Raw genomic sequence first — 19,042 nt, forward strand, 5'->3', positions numbered from 1 at the left:
TCTCCCGTCCGACCTGGACCGCCGTCTCTGTTACGAGAAAGAGACATGCGCATTTCGCGCGCTTGGTTGACGGGGCAACTTGTGAGCGTTAACACTCCCCGTGAGGGTTACCTGTGTCACAGGGACCGCCACGACAGGGAGGACGCTCGTGCGCAGACGACTTCTGGCCGCACTCAGCGGTGCCGCGCTCGCGATCAGCCTGGCCGCCTGCAGCGGCGAGGGCGCGGGAGGCGGCGGAGACACCAGCTCGGCCAAGCCCGGCGACCTGACGATCGGCGTCTCGATGCCGACGCAGACCTCGGAACGATGGATCGCCGACGGCAACTCGGTGAAGGAGAAGCTCCAGGCCAAGGGCTACAAGGTCGACCTGCAGTACGCCGGGGACGACATCCCGACCCAGTCGCAGCAGATCGACCAGATGATCACGCAGGGCGCGGACGTGCTGGTCATCGCCCCGATCGACGGCACCGCGCTCAGCGGCCAGCTCCAGGCCGCCGCGGCCGCGAAGATCCCGGTCATCTCCTACGACCGGCTCATCCGCAACAGCCCGAACGTGAGCTTCTACGTCAGCTTCGACAACTACAAGGTCGGCGTGGCGCAGGCCAACGCGCTCCTGGTCGGCCTCGGCCTGCTCACCAAGGACGGCGCCAAGGGCACCGCCACCGGCCCGTTCAACGTGGAGCTGTTCGCCGGCTCGCTGGACGACAACAACGCCGGGTTCTTCTTCAACGGCGCGATGGACACGCTCAAGCCGTACTTCGACGCCGGCACGCTCAAGGTCAAGTCGGGGCAGACCAAGATCGAGCAGGCCGCCATCCTGCGCTGGCAGCAGGAGACCGCGCAGAAGCGGATGGAGGACCTGCTCACCTCCAGCTACAACGACGGCAGCAAGGTCGACGGCGTGCTGTCGCCGTTCGACGGCCTGTCCCGCGGCATCATCACCGCGCTGCAGAACGCCGGCTACCGCGGCGGCGCCAAGAAGATGCCGGTGGTGACCGGCCAGGACGCCGAGGTCGCCTCGGTGAAGCTGATCAACGACGGCGTGCAGAGCTCGACGGTGTTCAAGGACACCCGGCTGCTGGCCGAGCAGGCGGTCATCGCCGCCGAGGCGTTCCTGCGCAAGGAGGAGCCGAAGGCCAACGAGACCAAGGCGTACAACAACGGCGTCAAGGTCGTGCCCGCGTTCCTGCTGCCGGTGCAGACCGTCTACAAGGAGGACATCAAGGCCGTCCTGATCGACTCCGGCTACCTGACCGAGCAGGAGGTCGCCGCCGGACGGGCCGGCTGACCCGCGCGGCGACGGGCCCGGCGGCCACCGCGCCACCGGGCCCGTCCGCTCCGGACACCTCGACCACGAGCAGGACGGATACCCATGAGCGATCACATCCTCGAGATGCGGGGCATCACGAAGACCTTCCCGGGCGTGGCCGCGCTCCAGGACGTCTCGCTCGCCGTACGGCGCGGCGAGATCCACGCGATCTGCGGTGAGAACGGCGCCGGCAAGTCCACCCTGATGAAGGTGCTGTCCGGGGTCTACCCGGCGGGCAGTTACGACGGCCAGATCGTCCTCGACGGCGAGCCGGTCGGGTTCCGGGGGATCCAGGACAGCGAGGCCCGCGGCATCGTCATCATCCACCAGGAACTCGCCCTGGTGCCCTACCTGTCGATCGCCGAGAACATCTTCCTCGGCAACGAGCGCCGCGGCCGCGGCGGGCTCATCGACTGGCACCGGACCAACGCGGAGGCCGCGGCGCTGCTGCGGTCGGTCGGGCTGCACGAGAACCCGGTCACGCCGGTCATCCAGCTCGGCGTCGGCAAGCAGCAGCTCGTGGAGATCGCCAAGGCGCTGTCCAAGAAGGTACGGCTGCTGATCCTCGACGAGCCCACGGCGGCACTCAACGACGTCGACTCGGCGCACCTGCTGGACCTGATGCGCCGGCTGCGCGAACAGGGCATCACCTGCATCATGATCTCGCACAAGCTCGGCGAGATCACCGCCGTCGCCGACTCGACCACAGTCATCCGCGACGGCCGTACCGTCGAGACGCTGGACATGTCCGACAGCGCCGTCACCCAGGACCGGATCATCCGCGGCATGGTCGGGCGCGACCTGGCCGCCTTCTACCCGGCCCGCAGCGTCACCCCGGGCGACGAGGTGCTGCGGATCGAGGACTGGTCGGTGCGCCACCCGACCCAGGACCGCCTGGTCGTCGACCGGGCGTCGCTGCACGTACGCGCCGGTGAGGTCGTCGGCATCGCCGGCCTGATGGGCGCCGGGCGCACCGAGCTGGCGATGAGCGTGTTCGGCCGGGCGTACGGCCGGGACATCAGGGGCCGGCTGTTCGTCAGGGGCCGTGAGGTACGGGCGCGCACCGTCGCCGAGGCCATCGCCAACGGCATCGCGTACGCCACCGAGGACCGCAAGCACTACGGCCTCAACCTCATCGACGACGTCCGCGGCAACGTCTCGGCCGCCGCGCTCGACAAGCTGGCCCGGCGCGGCTGGATCGACGGCAACCGCGAGATCCAGGTCGCCGAGCGGGGCCGGCGTGACATGAACATCAAGGCGCCGACGGTGATGTCGGTGGTGGGCAAGCTCTCCGGCGGCAACCAGCAGAAGGTCGTGCTGGCGAAGTGGCTGTTCACCGACCCGGACGTGCTGATCCTCGACGAGCCGACCCGGGGCATCGACGTGGGCGCGAAGTTCGAGATCTACACGATCGTCAACCGGCTGGTGGCAGACGGCAAGGCCGTCGTGCTCATCTCCTCCGAACTGCCCGAGCTGCTCGGCATGTGCGACCGCATCTACACCCTGGCGGCCGGCCGGATCACCGGGGAGACGCCGGTGGCCGAGGCCACCCAGGAGAACCTGATGGAACTCATGACCAAGGACAGGGATCTCGTCCGATGACCAGCACGAAGCCTCCTCCCGCCACGAAGGTCGCCACGCCGGACACCGGCGCGGCGGCGAGCCTGCACACCGGCACCAGCGACCCGCGCGCGCTGATCCTGGGCAACCTGCGGCAGAGCGGCATCTACATCGCCCTGGTGGTGATCGTCGCGCTGTTCGCCGTCCTGACCGACGGCGTCTCGCTGAGCCCCGGCAACCTGACGAACATCGTCCTGCAGTACTCCTACATCCTGGTGCTCGCCATCGGCATGGTCATCGTGATCATCGGCGGGCACATCGACCTGTCCGTGGGATCGGTGGTGGCGCTCACCGGAGCGGTCTCGGCGGTGCTGGTCATCCGCGAGGGCATGCCCTGGTGGGCCGGCGTCCTGGCCGCGCTCGCGGTGGGTGTCGCGGTCGGCGCGTGGCACGGGCTCTGGGTCGCGTACGCGGGCATCCCGGCGTTCATCGTCACCCTGGCCGGCATGCTGCTGTTCCGCGGTCTGACGCTGCGCGTGCTGGACAACATCTCGCTGTCGCCGTTCCCGGAGGAGTACCAGCGGGTCGCGGCCGGCTTCCTCAACGGCCTGCTGGGCGGCCAGGGCTACGACGCCTTCACGCTGTTCATCGGCGCCTTCGCCGTGGTCGGGTACGCGGTGGCCGTGTTCCGGACCCGGGTCGCCCGGGTGCGCCACGAGCAGCCGGTGGAGTCGTTCCCGCTGTTCGTCCTGCGGATCGTGGTGGTCGGCGCCGTGGTCATGTGGTTCGCCTGGCAGCTCGCCCACGCCCGGGGCCTGCCGATCGTGCTCATCGTGCTGGCCGTGCTGGTGCTGATCTACGGCCTGCTCACCCGCCGTACGGTGTTCGGCCGCCAGGTGTACGCCATCGGCGGCAACCTGCCCGCGGCGATGCTGTCCGGCGTACGGGTGAAGCGGGTCAACTTCTGGATCTTCGTCAACATGGGCTTCCTGTCCGCCGTGGCGGGCGTCATCTACTCGTCCCGCTCCAACGGGGCCCAGCCGGCGGCGGGCAACATGTTCGAGCTGGACGCGATCGCGGCGGCGTTCATCGGCGGCGCGGCCGTCACCGGTGGCGTCGGTACCGTGGTCGGCGCCATGGTGGGTGGCCTGATCATGGCGGTGATGAGCAACGGGATGCAGCTCATGGGCGTCGACCAGTCCGTCCAGTCGGTGGTCAAGGGCCTGGTGCTGCTCGTCGCGGTGGCGTTCGACATCTGGAACAAGCGCCGGGCGGCCGGCGCCCGGTGACGGCCGGCCGGACGCTCGCCCCTTCGTCCGGCCGGCCGCCGTTCACCGGCCGTAGCCGCTCACGCCCGGCTCCACCGTTGGTTGGCGTTGCCGTGGCAGGTCCAGACGATCACCCGGGTGCCGTTGGCGGTGCCCGCGTTGTCGACGTCCAGGCACAGCGACGGGAAGCGCCCGTTGCTCACCGTGCCGTTGCCGTTGACGGTCCACTGCTGGTTGGTGCCGCCGTTGCAGTCCCAGATCTGCACCCGGGTGCCGGCCGTCGCGTTCGTCGGCACGTCCAGGCACTTGCCCAGCACCTGCAACGCCTGCCCGTTGGCGGTGAACTGCTGGTTGGCGTTGTTGTGGCAGTCCCAGATCAGCGTCCCGGTGCCGTTGGCGGTGCCGGCGTTGTCCACGTCGAGGCACCGGCCGGACGACTCGCTGCGCAGCCGGAACGTGGCCGGGACCGGCGGCGGGGTGGTGGTGCCGCCCCCGCTGACCCGGTAGACCACGGTGCCGTGCGCGGGCACGCTGGCGGAGATCGTGCCGGTGCTGGTGGAGGTGGCGTCGGTCCACGCGTCGCGCAGCGTGAACGAGTTGCCGCTCTTGCCCACCGCCGCCGCCGTGGTGGAGACGGTGGTGGTCGAGCCGCCCTGGTTGAACAGCGCGACCGCCACGTCGCCGTTTGCCAGCGGCTTGGCCAGTACCCGCCGGGTGCCGTCGAAGGAGACCTGGGCCGCCTGACGGCCGAGCGGGTCCTGGTTGATCGCGACCAGGTTCGCGTTGCGCAGGATCGCCAGGGTGGCCGCGTTCGCCGACCGTACGTCGTTGCCCATCATCAGCGGCGCGGCCAGGACCGCCCAGAGCGCGAAGTGGCTGCGCATCTCGGTGTCGTTCATGCCACCGCGGCCGACCTCGAGCATGTCCGGGTCGTTGAACCCGCCGGGCGCCGCGTACCCGGCCAGCGGCACCGTGACGTCAACGATGTTCTGGATGCCCATCGGGTAGCCGTTCGTCTGGCCGGTGTTCCACGCGTTGGTGATGTCCTCGGTGGTCCGCCAGAGGTTCGCCACGTCGCTCCAGTTGCGCTGCGGCCCGGTCTTGGCGTGGTAGCTGTTGGGGTTGATGCTGTAGACGATCGGCCGGCCGGTGGAGGCCAGCGCGTCGCGCATGATGCCGAACCGCGCCACCTGGTCGTTGATGGTGCCGGTGCCGGAGCACCAGTCGTACTTGAGGTAGTCCACGCCCCAGGCGGCGAACTGCCGCGCGTCCTGGTACTCGTGGTTGAGGCTGCCGGTGGCGCCGGGGAACGCGCCGCCGACCTGGGCGCAGGTCTTGTCCAGCGGTACCTGGTAGATGCCGAACAGCAGGCCCCGGGCGTGCAGGTAGTCACCGAGCGACTTCATCCCGCTGGGGAACCGCTGCGGGTGCGCCTGGAGGTTGCCCTGCGCGTCCCGGTTCGGGTCGAACCAGCAGTCGTCCACGACGACGTACTTGTAGCCGAGGTCGCGCAGGCCGTTGCTGACGATCGCGTCGGCGGTCTGGCGGATGAGGGTCTCGTTGATGTTGCAGCCGAAGGTGTTCCAGGTGTTCCACCCCATCGGCGGGGTACGGGCGACGCCGTTGTCCAGCGCCCGGGCGGGACGCGGGGCCACTGCCTGGTCGGTGACTGTCGCGGCGAGCGCCACCGCCGCGACGCCCAGGACGGCGAGCGTCCGTCGGGTCCATCTGCGCACTGATCCTCCTCGGTCGCCGGGCGCCGGCCGTGCCGGCGTCCGGTTGGGAGCGGCCCGCCGATCGCGCGGCGTCGCCCGGGGTGCGCGGGGTGCGCGGGGACGTACGCGGCACGGCAGTGGAGAGGGGCTGGCCGGTCACCGGCGGGCGCTCGTGGGTGGTGGGGTCCGGCGGTCGACGGGGTCGCCGTCCGCGTCGCCGCCCGGCTGCGGCGCCGGGGTTTCCCGGACGGCGGCGCCACGAAGCAGGGATGGCGAGAATGTTATCGCTGACATCAAACCCTGTAAATAGGGAGACGATCCGCCCGGCCCCTGTTGACGACCGTTCGCGCGGGTGTCGGGGGCGGGAAAAGTCCCGCTGAGGGGCGCTGTGCGACCTCGGGACGCCCTCTCTGCGCCCCGGAGCCCACAGTGCCGACGACGGTTGCTCGGCGATCCAGTAAGGCATCGATTGTTGTCGCTAACACGATGGGCGCCGGGGTTCGGCGACCGGACCGGGACCGCGTCCGTGTGGATCTCCTCCGGGCGCGGCCCCGCCGGTCCGCACCGCCCGGCCGCGGTGGTCCGGCGAGGGTGGTTCCTCGTTACGCAGCTGTTGCCCGGAGGTGTCTTGACGGATGTATATGTGAGCGCTAACACTAACTCCGTGACACGGCGGAGGTGCAGATGAGCGAAGTGGACGCGTCCGACCGGTACGTGATCGGTGTCGATTTCGGCACGCTGTCCGGGCGGGCGCTGGTGGTCCGCGTCCGGGACGGCGCCGAACTCGGTACGGCGGTGCACGAGTACCGGCGCGGGGTCATCGAGACCGCGCTTCCCGACGGCGGCCCGGCGCTGCCCCCGGACTGGGCCCTCCAGGACCCGGACGACTACCGCGACGTGCTGCGCCACGCGGTGCCGGTCGCGCTCGCCGAAGCCGGCGTGGACCCGTCCCGGGTGGTGGGCATCGGCATCGACTTCACCGCCTGCACCGTGCTCCCGACGCTCGCCGACGGCACACCGCTGTGCGAGATCCCGCAACTGCGCGACCGCCCGCACGCCTGGGTGAAGCTCTGGAAGCACCACGCCGCGCAGCCGCACGCCGACCGGATCAACGCGCTGGCGGCCGAACGAGGCGAGCCGTGGCTCGGCCGCTACGGCGGCAAGATCTCCGCCGAGTGGCAGTTCGCCAAGGGCCTGCAGATCCTGGAGGAGGATCCGGAGGTCTACCGGCGGGCCGAGCGCTTCATCGAGGCCGCCGACTGGATCGTGTGGCAGCTCTGCGGCGCCGAGACGCGCAACGTCTGCACCGCCGGCTACAAGGGCATCCGGCAGGACGGCAGCTACCCGTCGGCGGACTACCTGGCCGCGCTCGACCCCGGCTTCGCCGACTTCGTGACCAAGCTGGACGGTCCGCTGCTGCCGCTGGGCGCGCGGGCCGGCACGCTCAGCGCCCGCGCCGCCGCCTGGACCGGACTGCCCGAGGGCATCGCGGTCGCGGCCGGCAACGTCGACGCCCACGTCACCGCCGCCTCGGCCCAGGCGCTGCGGCCCGGCCGGCTGGTCGCCATCATGGGCACCTCCACCTGCCACGTCCTCAACGGCACCCACCCGGCCGAGGTGCCGGGCATGTGCGGCGTGGTCGACGGCGGCATCAGCCCCGGCGCCTGGGGCTTCGAGGCCGGGCAGAGCGGGGTGGGGGACATCTTCGGCTGGTTCGTCCGTCACGCCGCCCCGGCCGGGTTCGACTCGCACGAGCGGCTCACCGAGGCCGCCGCCGCCCAGCCGGTCGGCGCGCACGGGCTGGTGGCGCTGGACTGGTGGAACGGCAACCGGTCCCTGCTGGTCAACCACGACCTCAGCGGGATGATCGTCGGGCTGACGCTCGCCACCCGGCCGCCGGACGTCTACCGCGCGCTGCTGGAGTCCACCGCGTACGGCACCCGGATGATCGTCGAGGCGTTCGCGCAGGCCGGTGTGCCGGTCGACGATCTGGTGGTGGCCGGCGGGCTCACCTCCAACCGGCTGCTCATGCAGATCTACGCCGACGTGACGAACCGGCCGCTGAGCATCATCGGCTCCGCCCAGGGCCCGGCGCTCGGCTCGGCCATCCACGCGGCTGTCGCCGCCGGGGCGTACCCGACGATCCACGAGGCGTCCGCCGCGATGGGGCGCATCGACGAGGCCGTCTACCGGCCCGTACCGGAGAACGTGCGGGCCTACGACGCCCTGTACGCCGAGTACCGCGCGTTGCACGACCACTTCGGCCGTGGCGCGAACGACGTCATGCTCCGCCTGCGGGCGATCCGCAACGCGGCGGCCGACGCCGCCGCGGACCGCGCCGCCGCGACCCTGGAGGTGGTCGGATGAACAGCCAGGTCGACGCGCTGCGCGAGACGGTGGCGCGCCTGCACCGCGAACTGACCCGCTACGACCTGGTCGCCTGGACCGCCGGCAACGTGTCGGCCCGCGTACCCGGTCAGGATCTGATGGTCATCAAGCCCAGCGGCGTCGACTACGACGACCTGACCGCGGCGGCCATGGTGGTCTGCGACCTCGACGGCGCGGTGGTCGACGGCGACGGCGCTCCGTCCAGCGACACCGCCGCGCACGCCTACGTCTACCGCGCCATGCCCGAGGTCGGCGGCGTCGTGCACACGCACAGCGGATACGCCACCGCCTGGGCGGCCCGCGGCGAGGCGATCCCGTGCTGGCTGACCGCGCAGGCCGACGAGTTCGGCGGGGAGATCCCGATCGGACCGTTCGCGCTGATCGGCGGCGACGACATCGGCAAGGGCATCGTCAGCACGCTGTCCGGCCACCGCTCACCCGCGGTGCTCATGCGCAACCACGGCGTCTTCACCATCGGCCGCGACGCCCGGGCGGCGGTCAAGGCCGCGGTGATGTGCGAGGACGTGGCCCGCACCGCCCACCTGGCCCGCGCGCTCGGCCGGCCGGTGCCGATCGCGCCGGCCGACATCGACTCGCTCTACGACCGCTACCAGAACGTGTACGGCCAACGCCCGCCGGCGCACTGACCCCGGACCGCGCCGCGCACCCCCCACCACCACACCCGGGCCGCTCCGGCTCCCCGCCGGCCGTGTGCCCGGAACATCCAACCCCGGAGGAGAATCGATGAGAAGCAGGAGCACGGCACGCACGGTCATCGCGGCGTTCGCCGGCGTGCTGCTCGCCGCCAGCATGGCCGCGTGCGGCAACAGCGACACCGGCGGCGGTTCCGGCGACGGCAACGACAAGATCGTCCTGGGCTTCTCCCAGGTGGGCGCCGAGAGTGGCTGGCGTACCGCGAACACCACCTCGATCAAGGAGGCGGCGGCCGAGGCGGGCATCGAGCTGAAGTTCGACGACGCCCAGCAGAAGCAGGAGAACCAGATCAAGGCGATCCGCAACTTCATCCAGCAGAAGGTCGACGTGATCGCCTTCTCGCCGGTGGTGGAGTCCGGCTGGGACACCGTGCTCAAGGAGGCCAAGGACGCCAAGATCCCGGTGATCCTGACCGACCGCGCCGTCGACTCGGCCGACAAGTCGCTCTACAAGACGTTCCTCGGCTCGGACTTCGTCAAGGAGGGCCGCCTCGCCGGTGAGTGGCTGGTGGAGCAGAAGAAGTCCGCGTCCGGCCCGGTCAACATCGTGGAGCTGCAGGGCACGACCGGCTCGGCGCCGGCCAACGACCGGAAGAAGGGCTTCGCCGAGGCGATCGCCGCCAACCCCAACCTGAAGATCGTCGCCTCGCAGACCGGTGACTTCACCCGCGCCGGCGGCAAGCAGGTGATGGAGCAGTTCCTCAAGGCCAACCCGAAGATCGACGTGCTCTTCGCGCACAACGACGACATGGGCCTGGGCGCGCTCGAGGCGATCACCGCGGCCGGCAAGACGCCCGGCAAGGACATCACCATCATCACCGTCGACGCGGTGAAGGACGGCATGCAGGCCCTCGCGGACGGCAAGTTCAACTTCATCGCCGAGTGCAGCCCGCTGCTGGGCCCGCAGCTGATGGACCTGGTCAAGAAGGTCAAGGCCGGCGAGGAGGTGCCCGCCCGGATCGAGACCGAGGAGACCACGTTCACCCAGGAGCAGGCCAAGGAGGCACTGCCCAACCGCAAGTACTGAGTCACCCGGGGGTCGCCGTCGCAACCGACGGCGGCCCCCGTACCACCACCGTCGAAGAAGAGGTCCGATGGGATGACGGGTAACCGTCCGGTCCTGACCATGACCGGCATCAGCAAGACCTTCCCCGGGGTCCGCGCGCTGCACGACGTCGACTTCCGGCTGTTCCCGGGCGAGGTCCACGCCCTGATGGGCGAGAACGGCGCCGGCAAGTCCACCCTGATCAAGGTGTTGACCGGCGTCTACGGGACCGACGCGGGCGTCGTCACGCTCGACGGCGAGCAGGTCTCGTTCTCCGGTCCGATGCAGGCCGCCGCGGCCGGCGTCAGCACCGTGTACCAGGAGGTCAACCTCTGCACCAACCTGTCGGTGGCGGAGAACGTCTTCATCGGCCGGGAGCCCCGCCGGTTCGGCGCGGTGCGCTGGGGCGAGATGCGCCGCCGGGCCCGCGACCTGCTGGCCCGGCTCGACCTCGACCTCGACGTCTCCGCGCCGCTCGGCTCGTACTCGCTCGCGGTGCAGCAGATGGTCGCCATCGCCCGCGCGATCGACGTGCGGGCCCGGGTGCTGATCCTGGACGAGCCGACGTCCAGCCTGGACGCCGGCGAGGTCGCGCAGCTGTTCCGGATCATGCGGCAACTGCGCGACGAGGGGATCGCGATCCTGTTCGTCACCCACTTCCTCGACCAGGTCTACGGCATCGCCGACCGGATCACGGTGCTGCGCAACGGCCGGCTCGTGGGGGAGTACCGCACCGAGGAGCTGCCGCAGTTCAGCCTGGTCGAGAAGATGATCGGGCAGGAGCTGGACGTGCTGGAGCGGCTCGACGAGCAGCAGAAGCGCGCCACTGTCGACGCCGGCGGTGCGGCCCCGCTCGTGGACGCCACCGGACTCGGCCGGCGCGGCGCGGTCGCCCCGTTCAGCCTGCGCATCCACGCCGGTGAGGTGGTCGGCCTGGCCGGCCTGCTCGGCTCCGGCCGGACCGAGGTGGCGCGGCTGATCTTCGGCGCGGACCGGGCCGACCACGGCCAGGTCCGGCTCGACGGTGGCCGGGCGCCGGTCCGCAACCCGATCCAGGCCATCGGCCAGGGCGTCGGGTTCTGCTCGGAGAACCGCCGGGCCGAGGGCATCGTCCCGGAACTCACGGTCCGGGAGAACATGATCCTGGCGATGCAGGCCGCGCGCGGCTGGCTGCGCCCGATCCCGCGCCGCCGCCAGGACGAGCTGGTCCGCCGGTACGTCGAGGCGCTGAGCATCCGCCCGGCCAACCCGGAGCTGCCGGTGCGCAACCTCTCCGGCGGGAACCAGCAGAAGGTGCTGCTGGCCCGCTGGCTGATCACCGAGCCGCGCCTGCTGATCCTGGACGAGCCGACCCGTGGCATCGACGTCGGCGCCAAGGCCGAGATCCAGAAGCTGGTGGTGCAGCTCTCCGACGGCGGCATGGCGGTGCTGTTCATCTCCGCCGAGCTGGAGGAGGTGCTGCGCCTGAGCCACCGGGTCGCGGTCATGCGCGACCGGGAGATGGTCGCCCAGCTCGACAACGACGACACGCTCGACGCCGACCGCGTCATGCGCACCATCGCCAGTGGAACGCCCCGGGAGGAGGTGACCCCATGACCGCCGTCGCCGACCGCCTCCGCCCGCTGACCGGCCACCGCCTGTTCTGGCCGGCACTCGTGCTCGTGGTCATGATCGCCGCGAACACCGTCTACCGCCCCGGCTTCCTCGCCGTCGAGGTCAAGAACGGCCACCTGTACGGCACGCCGATCGACATCCTGCGGCTGAGCGCGCCGCTGATCCTGGTCGCGCTCGGGATGACGCTCGTCATCGCCACCGGCGGCATCGACCTGTCGGTCGGCTCGCTCTGCGCGATCAGCGGCGCGATCGCCTGCCTGCACATCAGCGGGGCGGCCGATCAGAACAGCCCGGCCACGGTGGCCACCGCGCTCGCACTGGCCTTCGGCGCCGCGCTCGTGCTCGGCGCCTGGAACGGGATACTCGTGGCGGTCATCGGCATCCAGCCGATCATCGCCACGCTGATCCTCATGGTGGCCGGTCGGGGCATCGCCCAGCTCGTCACCGAGGGCCAGATCATCACGATCAACTCCGGGCCGTACCGGGCGATCGGGCTCGGGCACTTCCTGACGCTGCCGCTGGCCATCCTGATCGCGCTCGCCGCCGCGCTGCTCGTGGCCGCGTTCACCCGCCGCACCGCGCTCGGTCTGATCGTCGAGTCGGTCGGCGGCAACGCCGAGGCCAGCCGGCTCGCCGGCATCCGGTCGCGGCGCATCGTCTTCCTCGTCTACGTGATCAGCGCCGCCTGTGCCGCGCTCGCCGGTTTCATGGTCACCGCGAACGTCTCCAGCGCCGACGGCAACGCCGCCGGCCTGTGGATCGAGCTGGACGCGATCCTGGCCGTCGTCATCGGCGGCACGTCGCTGGCCGGTGGCCGGTTCTCCCTCGGCGGCACCGTGCTCGGCGCGCTGATCATCCAGACCCTGACCACCACCGTGTACGCGATGAACATCTCGCCGCAGACGTCGCTGCTGTTCAAGGCGGTCGTCGTCATCGCCGTCTGCCTCGTGCAGGCCCCGGCGTTCCGGGCCCGGCTGCGCCGGCGACGGCGCGGGGCCGAACCCGGCCCGGCGGCCCCGCAGCGGGAGAAGGAGCAGGTGCCGGCATGAGCAGCACGTCGTTGACCACCGGCCGGTCCTGGCGGCCCAGCCTGCCCCGGCGGCACGTCCCGGTGCTGGCCACGCTCGCCCTGCTGCTGGTCATGTACGGCATCGGCGTGTCCCAGTACCGCGCCTTCTCCAACGTCCAGGTCGTCTTCAACGTCTTCATCGACAACGGCTTCCTGCTCGTCGTCGCGGTCGGCATGACGTTCGTGATCCTCACCGGCGGCATCGACCTGTCCGTCGGCTCGGTGGTGGCGATGACCGCGATGGTGTCGGCCGCGCTGCTGCGTGACGGCCTGCCCGCCGCCCTGGTGCTGGTGATCGCGCTGCTGATCGGCCCGACGCTCGGTTTCCTGATGGGCTGCGCGATCCACTTCTTCGAGATCCAGCCGTTCATCGTGACACTCGCCGGGATGTTCTTCGCCCGGGGCATGTGCACGTTCATCAGCGACGCCTCCATCTCCATCACCGACGGTTTCTGGACCTCGATGTCGCAGCAGCGCATCGGCGACCCGGCCGGCAACTTCGTGTCGATCAGCGTGCTGATCGCGTTCGCGGTGGTGCTGATCGCGGCGTACGTGCTGGCGTACACCCGGTTCGGCCGCAACGTGTACGCGGTCGGCGGCAACGCGCAGTCGGCGTTGCTGATGGGCCTGCCGGTGGCGCGGACCCGGATCGCCGTCTACACGATCAGCGGGCTGTGCTCGGCGATCGGCGGCATCCTGCTGTCGTTCTACACGCTCTCCGGCGCGCCGCTGATCGCCGTCGGGATGGAGCTGGACGTGATCGCCGCCGTGGTGATCGGCGGCACCGTGCTCACCGGTGGCTCCGGATACGTCTTCGGCACCGTGCTCGGCGTGCTGGTGCTGGGCGTCATCCAGACCCTGATCACGTTCGACGGCAGCCTCAACTCCTGGTGGACCAAGATCGTGATCGGCGGCCTGCTGTTCGCGTTCATCCTCCTCCAGCGCCTCATCGGCATCCGGTTCAAGTGACGGTTCCTAGCGCGGAAGGCAACAACATGGCAACTCACCCCCAGCCCGAGGTCTGGTTCCTCACCGGCAGCCAGGGCCTCTACGGCGAGGACACCCTGCGGCAGGTCGCCGAGCAGTCCCGGCAGATCGCCGCGCGCCTGGACGAGTCGCCGGACATCCCCGTACGCGTGGTCTGGAAGCCGGTCCTCACCTCCAGCACGGACATCCTCGCCGCCTGCCGGGACGCGGCCACGCAGGGCGCGGTCGGGGTGATCGCCTGGATGCACACGTTCTCCCCGGCCAAGATGTGGATCTCCGGGCTGGACGCGCTGCGCACGCCGCTGCTGCACCTGCACACGCAGGCCAACGTGGCGCTGCCGTGGGACGACATCGACATGGACTTCATGAACCTCAACCAGGCCGCGCACGGCGACCGGGAGTTCGGGTTCATCCAGACCCGGCTCGGGGTGGCCCGCAAGACCGTCGTCGGCCACGTCACCGACCCGCGCGTCGTCGGGCGGGTCGCGGCCTGGGCCCGCGCCGCGATCGGCTGGTCGGCGGTGCGGACGCTGCGGCTGGCCCGCTTCGGCGACAACATGCGCGACGTCGCGGTCACCGAGGGGGACAAGGTCGAGGCGGAACTGCGCTTCGGCGTCTCGGTGAACACCTACGGCGTCAACGACCTGGTCGCGGCCGTCGACCAGGTGGCGGACGCGCAGGTGGACGACCTGGTCAAGGAGTACGACGACACCTTCCGGGTGGCGCCGGAGCTGCGGCCCGGCGGGGACCGGCACGACTCGCTGCGGTACGCGGCACGTCAGGAGCTGGGCCTGCGCGCGTTCCTGGAGGCCGGCGGGTTCCGGGCGTTCACCACGAACTTCGAGGACCTCGGCGGGCTGCGCCAGCTCCCCGGGATCGCGGTGCAGCGCCTGATGGCCGACGGCTACGGCTTCGGCGGTGAGGGTGACTGGAAAACCTCGGTGCTGGTGCACACGCTCAAGGTGATGGCCGTGGGTGTGCCGGGCGGCACCTCGTTCATGGAGGACTACACCTACGACCTGACGTTCGGTCAGGAGCTGATCCTCGGCGCGCACATGCTGGAGGTGTGCCCGAGCATCGCCGCCGACGTACCGAGCGCGGAGGTGCACCCGCTGAGCATCGGCGGGCGGGAGGACCCGGTACGCCTGGTCTTCGACGCCGCGCCCGGCCCGGCCGTCGTGCTGGGCATGGCGGACATGGGGGAGCGGTTCCGGCTGGTCGCCAACGCGGTGGACGTGGTGCCGCCGCCGCACCCGCTGCGCCGCCTGCCGGTGGCGCGCGCGGTGTGGCGTCCGCAGCCCGACCTGGCCGGCTCGGCGGAGGCGTGGATCACCGCGGGCGCGCCGCACCACACCGTGCTGTCCCAGGCCGTCGGCGTGGAGGAGCTGCGCGACCTGGCCGCGATGGCCCGCACCGAGCTGGTGGTCATCGACGCCGAGACGCGTCCGCACCGCTTCGCCGACGAACTGCGCTGGAACCAGGCGTACTACCGGCTCGCCCGGGGCTTCTGAGCCCTCGCCGGCCGATCGTGCCGGCCCGCGCGGCGGTGCCCCGCGTTACGGCTTGACGAACGACATGTTATCGCTCACAGTCGATGGATAGGGTCACCGGCACCGCTCGCGGGCCGTTCCGGGCGCGATCTGCGCCGCAGTTGCCAGGGATCCGACTCCCGCCTGGGTGGGCATCGCTGTTAGCGATAACGCCGACGTCGTCGGCGCGTGCCGTCGTGCCCGGGCTCCGGTCGACGAAGGAGGATCATGGTGACGGCTCGACTGTCCCGTGGACGTGGACGCCTGTCCCGGCTGCTGGCCGGGGTGGTGGCGCTGCTTGTCGGCGGCGTGGTGGTGGGCGCCGTGCCCGCGCCCGTCTCCGCGGCCACTGTGGACACCAGCGCGTACTACGTGCTGGTGAACCGCAACAGCGGCAAGGCGCTGGACCTGTACAACCAGGCGACGAACGACGGGGCGCGGATCACCCAGTGGACGCGCAACGACGGTGCCTGGCAGCAGTGGCAGTTCGTGGACTCCGGCGGCGGCTACTACCGGCTGCGGTCCCGGCACTCCGGCAAGGTGCTGGACGTGACCGGCGCGTCCACCGCCAACGGCGCGGCGGTGGTCCAGTGGACCGACCACGGCGGCACCAACCAGCAGTTCCGGCTGGCCGACTCCGACGGCGGGTACGTCCGGCTGATCAACCGGAACTCGAACAAGGTGATGGAAGTACAGAACGCCTCCACCGCGGACGGCGGCAACATCGTGCAGTACGACGACTGGAACGGCGCGAACCAGCAGTGGCAGCTCGTCCGCGTCGGCGACAATCCCGGCAACCCCGGCGGCAACTTCACCAACCCGGCCGTCTGGCAGGACTTCGCCGACGTCGACATCATCCGGGTCGGCGACGTCTACTACATGTCCGCCTCCACCATGCACTACTCGCCGGGCGCCCCGGTGCTGCGCTCCTGGGACCTGGTGAACTGGGAGTTCGCCGGGCACTCGGTGCCGCGGCTGGAGTTCGGCACCAAGTACGACCTGAGCGCGAGCGAGCAGGCGTACGTGGACGGCATCTGGGCGTCGACGCTGAACTACCGGCCGAGCAACCGCACGTTCTACTGGGCCGGGTGCATCGACTTCGCGCAGACCCACATCTACACCGCCACCGCCGTGGACGGCGCGTGGAACCGCCTGACCACCATCCCCAACTGCTACTACGACGCCGGCATGCTGATCGACGACAACGACACCATGTACGTCGCGTACGGCAACGGCACGATCAGCGTGGCCCAGCTCTCCGCCGACGGGCGCAGCCAGGTCCGGGCCCAGCAGGTCTACCAGACGCCGTCGAGCATCGGCACGCTGGAGGGCGCACGCTTCTACAAGCGCAACGGCGCGTACTACATCTGGCTGACCCGGCCGGCCAACGGCCAGTACGTGCTGAAGTCCACGAACGGCCCGTTCGGTCCGTACGAGCAGCGGCAGGTGCTGCTCAACCTGCCCGGCCCGATCTCCGGCGGCGGCGTGCCGCACCAGGGCGGGCTGGTGCAGACGCAGACCGGCGCCTGGTACTACATGGCGTTCACCGACGCGTACCCGGGCGGCCGGATGCCGACGCTGGCGCCGATCACCTGGACCTCCGACGGCTGGCCGCAGGTGCAGACCGTCAACGGCGCCTGGGGCGCGAGCTACCCCAACCCGCTGCCGACCCGCCCGGTCAAGCCGCTCACCGGCACCGACACGTTCTCCGGCACCACGCTCGGCGTGCAGTACGAGTGGAACCACAACCCGGACAACAGCAGATGGTCGGTGAACAACGGCCTGCGGTTGCAGACCGCCACCGTCACGAACGATCTGTACCGGGCCCGCGACACGCTCACCCACCGCATCCAGGGGCCGACCTCGACCGGCACGATCGAGCTGGACTACTCGACCATGCGCGACGGTGACCGGGCCGGCCTGGCGATGCTGCGGGACAGCTCGGCCTGGATCGGCGTACGGCGGGACAACGGCGCGACCCGCGTGGTGATGACGAACGGCCTGACCATGGGCTCGAACTGGAACACCACGAGCACCGGTACGGAGATCGCCGGCGCGGCGGTGTCCGGCGGGCGGATCTGGCTGCGGGCGAACGCCGACATCCGGCCCGGCTCGGGGCGGCAGGCGCGGTTCTCCTACAGCACCGACGGGGTGAACTTCGTGTCGCTCGGTAACGCGCTGACGCTCAACAACGCGTGGCAGTTCTTCATGGGCTACCGGTTCGGCTTCTTCAACTACGCCACCCAATCCCTCGGCGGCGCGGTGACGGTGCGGCAGTTCTCGCTGACGACACCGTGACAACGGTCACCATTCGCGGCCGTTGACACATCTTCGATAACCCGGGGTGCGGCTCCGGCAATCGCCGGAAATGCCGCACCCCGGGCGCAATTCCACCCGTTCCGAGCTGCCTGTTCGTGCCACTGCGTAACGGAAGGGAATGAGCCGCCTGTCGATTCCCCGATACCGCCGCGTCACGGCGGGAACGGGCGTTCGACGGTGCCGATACCGATGGGACCGCTGGCGTAGACTGTCGCCACCCGGGACGGTCCGGTCGAGATCGACCGGGTGTGGCCGCGGGCAGTGGCGAAAGTGAGGTGGCCGTGCGCGGTCCTGCGATGACGGACGTGGCCCGCCTCGCCGGGGTGTCGCACCAGACGGTCTCCCGGGTTCTCAACGGGCATCCCAACGTGCGTGAGCAGACCCGGTTGCGGGTGCAGGCCGCCATCACCGAACTCGGCTACCGGCCCAACCGCGCGGCCCGCGCGCTGGTGACCGGCCGGTCCCAGGTGATCGGCGTGGTCGCGCAGAACACCACGCTCTACGGCCCGGCGTCGCTGCTCGCGGCGCTGGAGCAGACCGCCGCCGAGGCCGGCTTCGCGGTGAGCGTCGGCAGCGTCCGCGACCTCGACCACCGCTCCATCTCGGCCGCCGTGGAACGGCACCTGGCGCACCGGGTCGCCGGCATCGTGCTGATCGCGCCGGTCGAGTCCGCCGGGGAGGCGCTGGAACGGCTGCCCCAGGACGTGCCGCTGGTGACCGTCGACGGCGACCCGCGGCGGCCGATCCCGCTGGTGACTGTCGACCAGGTCGCCGGCGCCCGGGCCGCCACCGAGCACCTCCTGGCCGCCGGGCACCGCACGGTGTGGCACGTGTCCGGGCCGTCGGACTGGTTCGACAGCGCCGGCCGGATCGAGGGATGGCGCGAGGCGCTGCGGCAGGCCGGCGCCGAGGTCCCGCCGCTGGTCCATGCCGACTGGTCGGCGGCGGCGGGCTACCGGTGCGGGCAGATGCTGGCCCGGATGCCGGAGGTCACCGCCGTCTTCACCGCCAACGACCACCTCGCGCTGGGCGTGCTGCGGGCGCTGCACGAGCACGGCCGCCGCGTCCCCGACGACATCAGCGTGGTCGGGTTCGACGACGTGCCCGAGGCGGCGTACTTCATCCCGCCGCTGACCACCGTCCGGCCGGACTTCGGCGCTGTCGCCGCGGCGAGCCTGGACCTGCTTTTGGCGCAGATCGAGTCGCAGACCGTCGGGCCGCTGCGGCAGACGATCGCGCCGACGCTGGTGCCGCGCCGCAGTGTCGGCCCGCCGCCCGCCCGCTGAGGCGGCAGCGGCTCCCTGACCGTCGCCGGTCCGCTGAGGGGCCGGCACTCGCTCACCGTCGCCGGCCCGCTGGACGGGCGCGGCCCGCCTGCCCGTGGCCGGCCCGCTCACCCGTGGCCGGCCCCGCCGTGCGGTCCGGTCGTCAGTGGTCCGTGCGGTGAGCGCGTGCCCGGCGCGCGACCAGCAGCACGATTCCGGCGACCACGAGCAGCCCGGCGACCGCCCCACCCGCAAGCAGTG

General features: G+C 70.9%; 13 protein-coding genes. 12 read left to right on the plus strand and 1 reads right to left on the minus strand.

What is annotated here, in order from left to right; translation table 11 throughout:
* Positions 1-148 precede the first annotated feature (148 nt).
* The 3 genes from chvE (at position 149) to mmsB (ending at position 4,158) form a co-directional block, all read left to right on the plus strand.
* On the plus strand, positions 149-1,288 hold the full coding sequence (gene chvE / locus ACPCK6_RS26525) for a multiple monosaccharide ABC transporter substrate-binding protein (RefSeq protein ID WP_396882443.1): 1,140 nt from the start codon (positions 149-151) through the stop codon (positions 1,286-1,288).
* Positions 1,289-1,372: 84 nt separating this feature from the next.
* Positions 1,373-2,911, plus strand: a complete 1,539-nt coding sequence (gene mmsA / locus ACPCK6_RS26530; protein WP_423482530.1) for a multiple monosaccharide ABC transporter ATP-binding protein — start codon at positions 1,373-1,375, stop codon at positions 2,909-2,911.
* Positions 2,908-4,158 carry a multiple monosaccharide ABC transporter permease gene (mmsB, locus tag ACPCK6_RS26535; RefSeq protein WP_396882445.1) on the plus strand — a complete coding sequence of 417 codons (1,251 nt, stop codon included), beginning with the start codon at positions 2,908-2,910 and terminating at the stop codon, positions 4,156-4,158. Before mmsA ends, mmsB begins: the two co-directional genes overlap by 4 nt.
* A 59-nt stretch (positions 4,159-4,217) precedes the next feature.
* Here the strand turns inward: mmsB and ACPCK6_RS26540 are convergent, their stop codons facing one another.
* Positions 4,218-5,873, minus strand: coding sequence for a glycoside hydrolase family 27 protein (locus ACPCK6_RS26540; protein WP_423482531.1), 1,656 nt, complete (start codon positions 5,871-5,873; stop codon positions 4,218-4,220).
* A gap of 663 nt (positions 5,874-6,536) precedes the next feature.
* On the opposite strand from ACPCK6_RS26540, the gene araB reads away from it, so the two are divergent.
* The 9 genes from araB (at position 6,537) to ACPCK6_RS26585 (ending at position 18,802) form a co-directional block, all read left to right on the plus strand.
* A complete protein-coding gene (gene araB, locus ACPCK6_RS26545) occupies positions 6,537-8,219 on the plus strand; it encodes a ribulokinase (RefSeq protein WP_423482532.1) in 1,683 nt (560 codons plus the stop codon).
* Complete coding sequence (locus ACPCK6_RS26550; RefSeq protein WP_396882449.1) at positions 8,216-8,887, plus strand: L-ribulose-5-phosphate 4-epimerase; 672 nt, start codon at positions 8,216-8,218, stop codon at positions 8,885-8,887. Before araB ends, ACPCK6_RS26550 begins: the two co-directional genes overlap by 4 nt.
* 97 nt (positions 8,888-8,984) lie before the next feature.
* The gene (locus ACPCK6_RS26555) at positions 8,985-9,980 is read left to right on the plus strand and encodes an ABC transporter substrate-binding protein (protein ID WP_262011900.1); all 996 of its coding nucleotides are present in this window, start codon (positions 8,985-8,987) and stop codon (positions 9,978-9,980) included.
* Positions 9,981-10,052: 72 nt separating this feature from the next.
* Positions 10,053-11,594 (plus strand): sugar ABC transporter ATP-binding protein, encoded by a 1,542-nt coding sequence (locus ACPCK6_RS26560; protein ID WP_423482533.1) that lies wholly within the window; start codon positions 10,053-10,055, stop codon positions 11,592-11,594.
* Positions 11,591-12,661 (plus strand): ABC transporter permease, encoded by a 1,071-nt coding sequence (locus ACPCK6_RS26565; RefSeq protein WP_194799093.1) that lies wholly within the window; start codon positions 11,591-11,593, stop codon positions 12,659-12,661. The genes ACPCK6_RS26560 and ACPCK6_RS26565 overlap by 4 nt, the downstream gene beginning before the upstream one ends.
* On the plus strand, positions 12,658-13,650 hold the full coding sequence (gene yjfF, locus ACPCK6_RS26570; protein WP_013286824.1) for a galactofuranose ABC transporter, permease protein YjfF: 993 nt from the start codon (positions 12,658-12,660) through the stop codon (positions 13,648-13,650). Before ACPCK6_RS26565 ends, yjfF begins: the two co-directional genes overlap by 4 nt.
* A gap of 26 nt (positions 13,651-13,676) precedes the next feature.
* Positions 13,677-15,179 carry an L-arabinose isomerase gene (gene araA / locus ACPCK6_RS26575; protein WP_423482534.1) on the plus strand — a complete coding sequence of 501 codons (1,503 nt, stop codon included), beginning with the start codon at positions 13,677-13,679 and terminating at the stop codon, positions 15,177-15,179.
* Positions 15,180-15,425: 246 nt separating this feature from the next.
* On the plus strand, positions 15,426-17,495 hold the full coding sequence (locus tag ACPCK6_RS26580) for an RICIN domain-containing protein (protein WP_423482535.1): 2,070 nt from the start codon (positions 15,426-15,428) through the stop codon (positions 17,493-17,495).
* A 317-nt stretch (positions 17,496-17,812) separates the two neighbouring features.
* Positions 17,813-18,802, plus strand: coding sequence for a LacI family DNA-binding transcriptional regulator (locus tag ACPCK6_RS26585; protein WP_423482536.1), 990 nt, complete (start codon positions 17,813-17,815; stop codon positions 18,800-18,802).
* Positions 18,803-19,042 lie beyond the last annotated feature (240 nt).

The sequence above is a fragment of the Micromonospora sp. AB353 genome (assembly GCF_049538395.1).
Taxonomy (GTDB): domain Bacteria; phylum Actinomycetota; class Actinomycetes; order Mycobacteriales; family Micromonosporaceae; genus Micromonospora; species Micromonospora aurantiaca.